The sequence below is a fragment of the Okeania sp. SIO2F4 genome, from assembly GCF_010672385.1.
Lineage (GTDB): Bacteria > Cyanobacteriota > Cyanobacteriia > Cyanobacteriales > Microcoleaceae > Trichodesmium.
The window spans coordinates 1-6,357 of the sequence record NZ_JAAHGT010000558.1 but is presented as its reverse complement, the minus strand read 5'-3'; the positions used below and the strand labels follow the sequence as shown (position 1 = coordinate 6,357).

The following is a 6,357-nucleotide window of genomic DNA, read 5'->3' as shown; positions in this document are numbered from 1 at the left end:
AGATCCGATTAAATTATTAACTTGTTCTATCTTTGTATTTCGTAGACTAATTAAAGAGGAAATCGTCAAACTACTTAATCCAACCATAACCGCAATAGCAATACTCCAATTGCGCCGAGTATTAAAGGTTTTGCGCCAGATACTACGCTGTACAAACTCAGTTTCTACCTTGTTAAACCAGTTATCTTGAGAATTGAGTACCTGTTTGAGCAAATCTAGCCGTGGATCATTATTCCAGAGGAAACCGAGTTCCTTTGCATGGTGACTCCAATTATTGGCAGAAGTATTCACCTCTCGCTGCAACGGCAAATTTACTTTTAATATTTTTTCAACTTCAGGATGCTCTTTTTTGCGATTGAAAAACTTTTTGATGGGATTCCATAAACTTACTGTTTCAACTGTTTCCTGTGTCTCATCTAACCAGTCTTTAATTTGCTTCCATCCTTTTACCAAAGCATCATGGACTGGTTCCACATATTCTTGACCTTCTGTATCCCTACCTTTGACAAGCAAACGTGCTTTGACAAAACGAGCAATAACCAGCTTCGCTTGCTGATTTTTTGGTTCTGGATACACCAACTCAGAAGTTGGCACTCTTCTGCGAGCTAGTTCACCACTACGAATACCGACCATTCGCAGCATGACATCACGAATTGTTGGCTCATCAACTGTTTCTTCTTCTTTTAACTTATTGTAAGTATTGTCAGCACGATTAGTTAGAGAGCGTGTCACCCCACCTATTTTTTGATAATCTGCTTCAGTAATAGTACGATCGCTCCTTTCTTTATTTTCTTCTCCTTTCAGATATCTTAAATAAAGCTCACTTAAGGTAAAAGAAAGTAAAGGTAAAGTACCTGGCGTTGAAATCACTTCGTCAATCAAAGCATTGACTAACTTAGAAGACTCAAAAAATAATGTTCGTTGTGCAGCAGGTTCTTCTATTATTTGTTGTAATTCTTCCCTGCTCATCGGTGTCACCATAAACCTGCCATTTTGCCACACTTCTTGCCAAACCTCTTGCCAATTTGTATCTTTATACTTGTGTTCATTCAAATCTCTGAGTTGAGGTTCAAAGTCAGAACGCAATGTCATTACAATTCGCAAAATTTCAGCTATTTCTGGTACAGCTAAAGCTTCTGCTAACAAACGTAAAAAATTTTCTCTGTCTTCGTCATTCTTGGATAAAGTAATAATTTCTTCACTCTGATCGATAGTCAATAATAACTTAATATTTGGATTCTTTTGACTCCATTGATGAATAATTTCAGTTAAAAATTGAACATCTTGATATAACTTATTAATTAATGAATCAAGCTCTAAACCTCTTGTAATTGGCAAGAGTACCGTTGCCAATGCAGTAAAAGAAAGTTCTCCTGGTCTCATCGTTTCCAGGATGTACCACTGCTGTTTATCTGTTTCTGCCTCTTGTTTAATACCTGGTATTAAACCAGCTTTGACTAAGCTAGATTTACCCGAACTAGAAAGACCTAAAACTACTGTAATTTGATGATTTTTGACCTTTGCTAAAAGACCTTCTTTAGGATCTTCAATCAGCTTTTTTCTACCAAAAAATAACTGACTATATTCTTTTTCAAATGAACCAAAACCTTTGTAGGAATTGGTACTTTCATATAGTTTAAATTCTTCTATTTTTTCCGGTTTAAAATTAGATAGGGGAAAAATATATTCACCCTTTAAAAAAACATATTCATTGATTTTTGGGTCGTATTTTTGAGGTTGAAAAAGCACAGGAGTTTGTCCTTATGCCACTTTCCGTAATTCCTTTTGCAGATAGGTAAAAAGTTCATGGGTTGTAATTACTTGGCCATCAATAATTGCTTCCAGAAACTTGTCTTCTTCTCCATTGGAATTACCTGTGAGAATTTTTAAGAGAAAATAAGCAAAGGGTGAATGCCCATTTTTATCAGCCCTTTTGCCAAAACGAAATGAATCTAATGCTTCTTCATCATAGCTTGCGGAAGTAATAATTGGCTGAGTGCTATGTTTAATATAGCGGTCATAATTTTGTTTATAAAGTTTGCGTGGTCTGGCTGCATTTCTACCCTTGCTCACCCAAGAAATTCTACCAGCAAAACAGCAGTCTAGAATTATTAACAGATGATGACAGTCTAAGTTGGTCAAAGTTTCGTATACTTCCTTCATCGACAACCAGGTTTTCTGGTCATTAGCATCTGCATCTTGAGGCATAAAATAACCAGCAGGTTTACCCTCTTCACTATCTTCTGCTTCCTCATCAAATCCATGACCTGCAAAATAGAATAAGAGGCGATCGCTTTTTTCAAGTTGAGTTAACTTTCCCTCTAATTCAATTTTCTTATTTTGAAGATTTTCTAGAAGTTGACTAAATTTTTCCTTAGTTGCAGTTTCATCAAATAATCTTAAAACTTGATAATTGTGTCTTTCCTGAAGAACATTCGCTACAGAATTAGCATCAAAGACAGCATTCTTAAGTTTAGGAATATGACTATAGCGATCGATACCAATTATGATTGCTAAATTTCGCTTAATTCTTACCATAATCATTACCGAAAAACTAAGGTTTAAAATGTCTTCTTAAAAAGAAGAGGTAATTATTAACTAGCTATTAGCTTTCAGCATTTAGCTGTCAGCTAAAGATTCAAGGGTTTAATTCCCCCACTATATTTTAAAAATTAGTGGTGTCTGTTAATGGGGGTTTGAATCTCCCATTATACACCTTGAAAAACTGATAGCTGAGTGCTGACCGCTGAATGCTACTTTAATTATTAATTATTGAATGATTTTCCCCATCTTTTTCAAGCTCACCAATACCCTCGCATAGCAGGCGATCGCCATCACTAACATTAGGGTTATTCTGCAAATAGTCACGCACACGATCGCAACTAATAGCTAGTAAATAATCCAGATCGATATTCCACAAAACAATAGTACCCTTCTTAGTTGCAGCAGCAATAGTCTTGCCATCTGGACTAAAACTTACATTATTCACAAGACCATCAAGACTTGGGAGAGTTGCCCTTAGCTGACCACCTAGACTCCAAAGCTTAACGTTACCGTCATTACTAGCTGTAGCAATAATCTGACTATCCATACTAAACCTCACATCATTAATTGAGCTATTATGAGCTTGAAAAGTATTTACTAGCTGGCCATCTCGACTCCAAAGCTTAACAATGCCTTTATCATCAGCCGAGGCGATCGTCTGACCATTCGGACTGAAATTAACACTGTTGGCAGCTCCCTCGTGTTTTTGTTCTTCGAGAGTTTTTACTTGCCCATCTGGACTCCAAAGCTTAATGTTACCGTCATTATAAGCCGTGGCGATCATTTGACCATCCGGACTGAAACTCACATCAACTATAGCAGCTATAGTTGTTCGTTGCTTTTAACACTTTCCCATTCCTCAGCCGCCGGAGTTAACCGCCGTTGCAAAATTAAACTCTCCTCATGCTCCTGCTTCCACATCAACAACTTTTGCCATCCCGTCACCAAAGCATCATGGACGGGTTCCACATATTCTTTACCTTCGGTATCTAATCCTTTAACCAGCAAACGTGCTTTGACAAAGCACTCAATTACCTTAGTTACCTGCTCATTTTTTGGCTCTGGATAAACCAATTCAGAAGTTGGCACTCTTCGGCGAGCTAGTTCACTTCCACTAATAGCAACCATTCGCAGCATTACATCACGAATCGTTGACTCATCAACTTTTTCTTAATTTACTAATTTGTTATATGTGTCGTCAGCAGTTTTGATCAGAGAGCGTTTCACCCCACCTGTATCTTGATAATCTGCCTCAGTAATGGTTCGGTCATCTCTCTCCTTATTCTCCTCAGCTTTGAGATACTTCAAATAAAGCTGACTCAAGGTGAAAGAAAGTAGAGGTAAAGCACCAGGCATTTGAATCACTTCATCAATCAAAGCATTGACTAATTTAGGAGACTCAAAAAATAATGTCCTTTGTGCAGCAGGTTCCTCTATTACTTGTTGTAACTCTTCCCTGTTCATAGGAGTTACGATAAACCGCCCATCTTGCCAATTTTTTTGCCAATTCTTTTGCCAATCTGCGTCTTTATACTTGTCCTCATTCAAATCCCTGAGTTGAGGTTCAAAATCAGAACGCAATGTCAACACAATGCGTAAGTTTTGAGATAATTCCTTTGATGCTAAAGCTTCTGCTAACAAATGTAGAAAATTTTCTCTATCTTGGTCATTCTGGCATAAGGTAATTAATTCTTCACTCTGATCTATTGTGAGTAGTAGCTTAATATTCGGATTGTTTTGACTCCATTGATTGACAATTGCAGTTAAAGATTGAGAATTTTGTTTGAGTTCTTCAATTAAGGAATTAAGAGTATTGGAAATATTATTCTTAAATTCTTCTAACAGTTGTTTCTCTGAATCATTACATATTTTTTTTAGCTTTTCAAAATTATCTAAAATTAGTAATATTTTTGCTTCTGGTATTTCCCCTGACCAAGCTTTCACCAGAATATTAAAAAAATCCTTTGATTCATCATTCAATTTCGATTCTTGCTCTGGTTTAATTTTTAAATCAAGCAGATTATCGAGGAACTTAACTTGAGTCAATTCATTGACTAAATTGACATTTTTAATAGGCAAAATTGCTCTCGCCAGAGCAGTTAAAGGAACTTCTCCTGGTCGGATAGGATTAAGAACATACCATTTATCCTGACTAGCTTCTTTCTCTTGCTCCGATCTTAGCTTGGAAATCAAACCAGCTTTAACTAAGCTAGATTTCCCCGACCCCGAAACACCTAACACTACTGTAAGTGGATTTTCACTTACTTTTGCTATCAGACCTTCTTTTGGCTCTTCAATTAGTTGTTTTCTGCCATAAAATAGCTGACTATCCTTAGCGTCAAATGAAGCTAAACCTTTATAGGGATTGGTATTTTCATCTAGCTTAAATTCTTCTAGTTTGTCCCGTTTAAAATTGGCTAGAGGAAAGATATATTCACCCTTCAAAAAAACATATTCGCCTATCTCTTTGTCGTATTTTCGAGGTTGAACAAGAGTAGATGTCTGCCCTTCTGTGACTTTCCCTAATTCGTTTTGCAGATAGGTAAAAAGTTCATGGACAGTAATTACTTTATCGTCAATAATTGCTTCAATAAATTTATCATTACCTCTATTAGAGTCAGCTTTCAGTATTTTTAAGAGAAAATAGGCAAAGGGTGAATGTTTATTATCACCTCCACCCCGTTTTCCAAAGCGAAATGAATCTAATGCTTTCTCATCATGGCCTGCTGAAGTAATAATTTGCTGAGTGCTATGTTTAATGAAACGGTCATAATTTTGTTTATAAAGTTTGCGTGGTCTGGCTGCATTTCTACCCTTGCTCACCCAAGAAATTCTACCAGCAAAACAGCAGTCTAGAATTATTAACAGATGATGACAGTGTAATTCGGTCAAGGTTTCGTATACTTTCTTCATCGACAACCAAGTTTTATTGTCATTAGCATCTGCATCTTGAGGCATAAAATAACCAGCAGGTTTACCCTCTTCACTATCTTCTGCTTCCTCATCAAATCCATGACCTGCAAAATAGAATAAGAGGCGATCGCTTTTTTCAATTTGAGTTAACTTTCCCTCTAATTCAATTTTATTGTTTTGCAGATTTTCTAGAAGTTGACTAAATTTTTCCTTCGTTGCTAGTTCATCAAATAATCTTAAAACTTGATAATTGTGTTTTTCCTGAAGAACATCGGCTAATTCTTGAGCATCAAAGACAGCATTCTTAAGTTTAGGAATATGAAGATAGCGATCGATACCAATTATAATCGCTAAATTTCGCTTAATTCTTACCATAATAGACAAGTTTTTTTCCAATAATTACATTTATTTTATATTAGAGACTTTCTGTTAACAGAATCAGGACTTACCCATAACCGCCATACCTAGTAGGGGCGAATGGCCATTCGCCCCTACAGGTAGTGTGTAATTTCATTTTTCACAACTAGGAAAGTAGTAGTCCAGTAGGGTGCGTTAGAGAAGCGTAACGCAACGACAAAGGGAAAACTAAAGTCAGTCCAGTAGGGTGCGTTAGAGAAGCGTAACGCACCGACAAAGGAAAAACTAAAGTCAGTCTAGTAGAGTGCGCTAGAGAAGCGTAATATCATGTCTCAATAAATAGCAGTAATAAACAATCTTTCCCAAACCTCGTAGGGACTAACCATGTTTAGTCCCTACATTGCGGTCCCTTAATGTTACTTGATATAACGCACCGACAGAGGGAAAACTAAAGCGGTGCGTTACGACGGATTGTTAAATACCTTTCACAGTCTGATATTGTAGCCGTCTAACGCACCCTACTGGACTTGATATAACGCACCA

The 6,357-nt window shown here is 36.8% G+C and carries 3 protein-coding genes and 1 pseudogene; all 4 read right to left on the bottom strand.

Features of this window, described 5'->3' with window-relative positions; all coding sequences use genetic code 11:
- On the bottom strand, nt 1-1,749 hold a 1,749-nt coding region (locus F6K22_RS27435; protein ID WP_483244167.1), incomplete at its 3' end, for an nSTAND1 domain-containing NTPase.
- 12 nt (nt 1,750-1,761) lie between these two features.
- Nucleotides 1,762-2,538, bottom strand: a complete 777-nt coding sequence (locus F6K22_RS27430; RefSeq protein ID WP_293105377.1) for a caspase family protein — start codon at nt 2,536-2,538, stop codon at nt 1,762-1,764.
- A 220-nt stretch (nt 2,539-2,758) separates the two neighbouring features.
- Complete coding sequence (locus tag F6K22_RS27425) at nt 2,759-3,352, bottom strand: WD40 repeat domain-containing protein (protein WP_293105375.1); 594 nt, start codon at nt 3,350-3,352, stop codon at nt 2,759-2,761.
- Between the two features lie 14 nt (nt 3,353-3,366).
- A pseudogene (locus tag F6K22_RS27415) lies at nt 3,367-5,832 on the bottom strand (nSTAND1 domain-containing NTPase).
- Nucleotides 5,833-6,357 lie beyond the last annotated feature (525 nt).

Bases quoted from the DNA above. Each gene is read 5' to 3' on its own strand.
- F6K22_RS27430 (WP_293105377.1), bottom strand. From the start codon at position 2,538: ATGGTAAGAATTAAGCGAAATTTAGCAATCATAATTGGTATCGATCGC.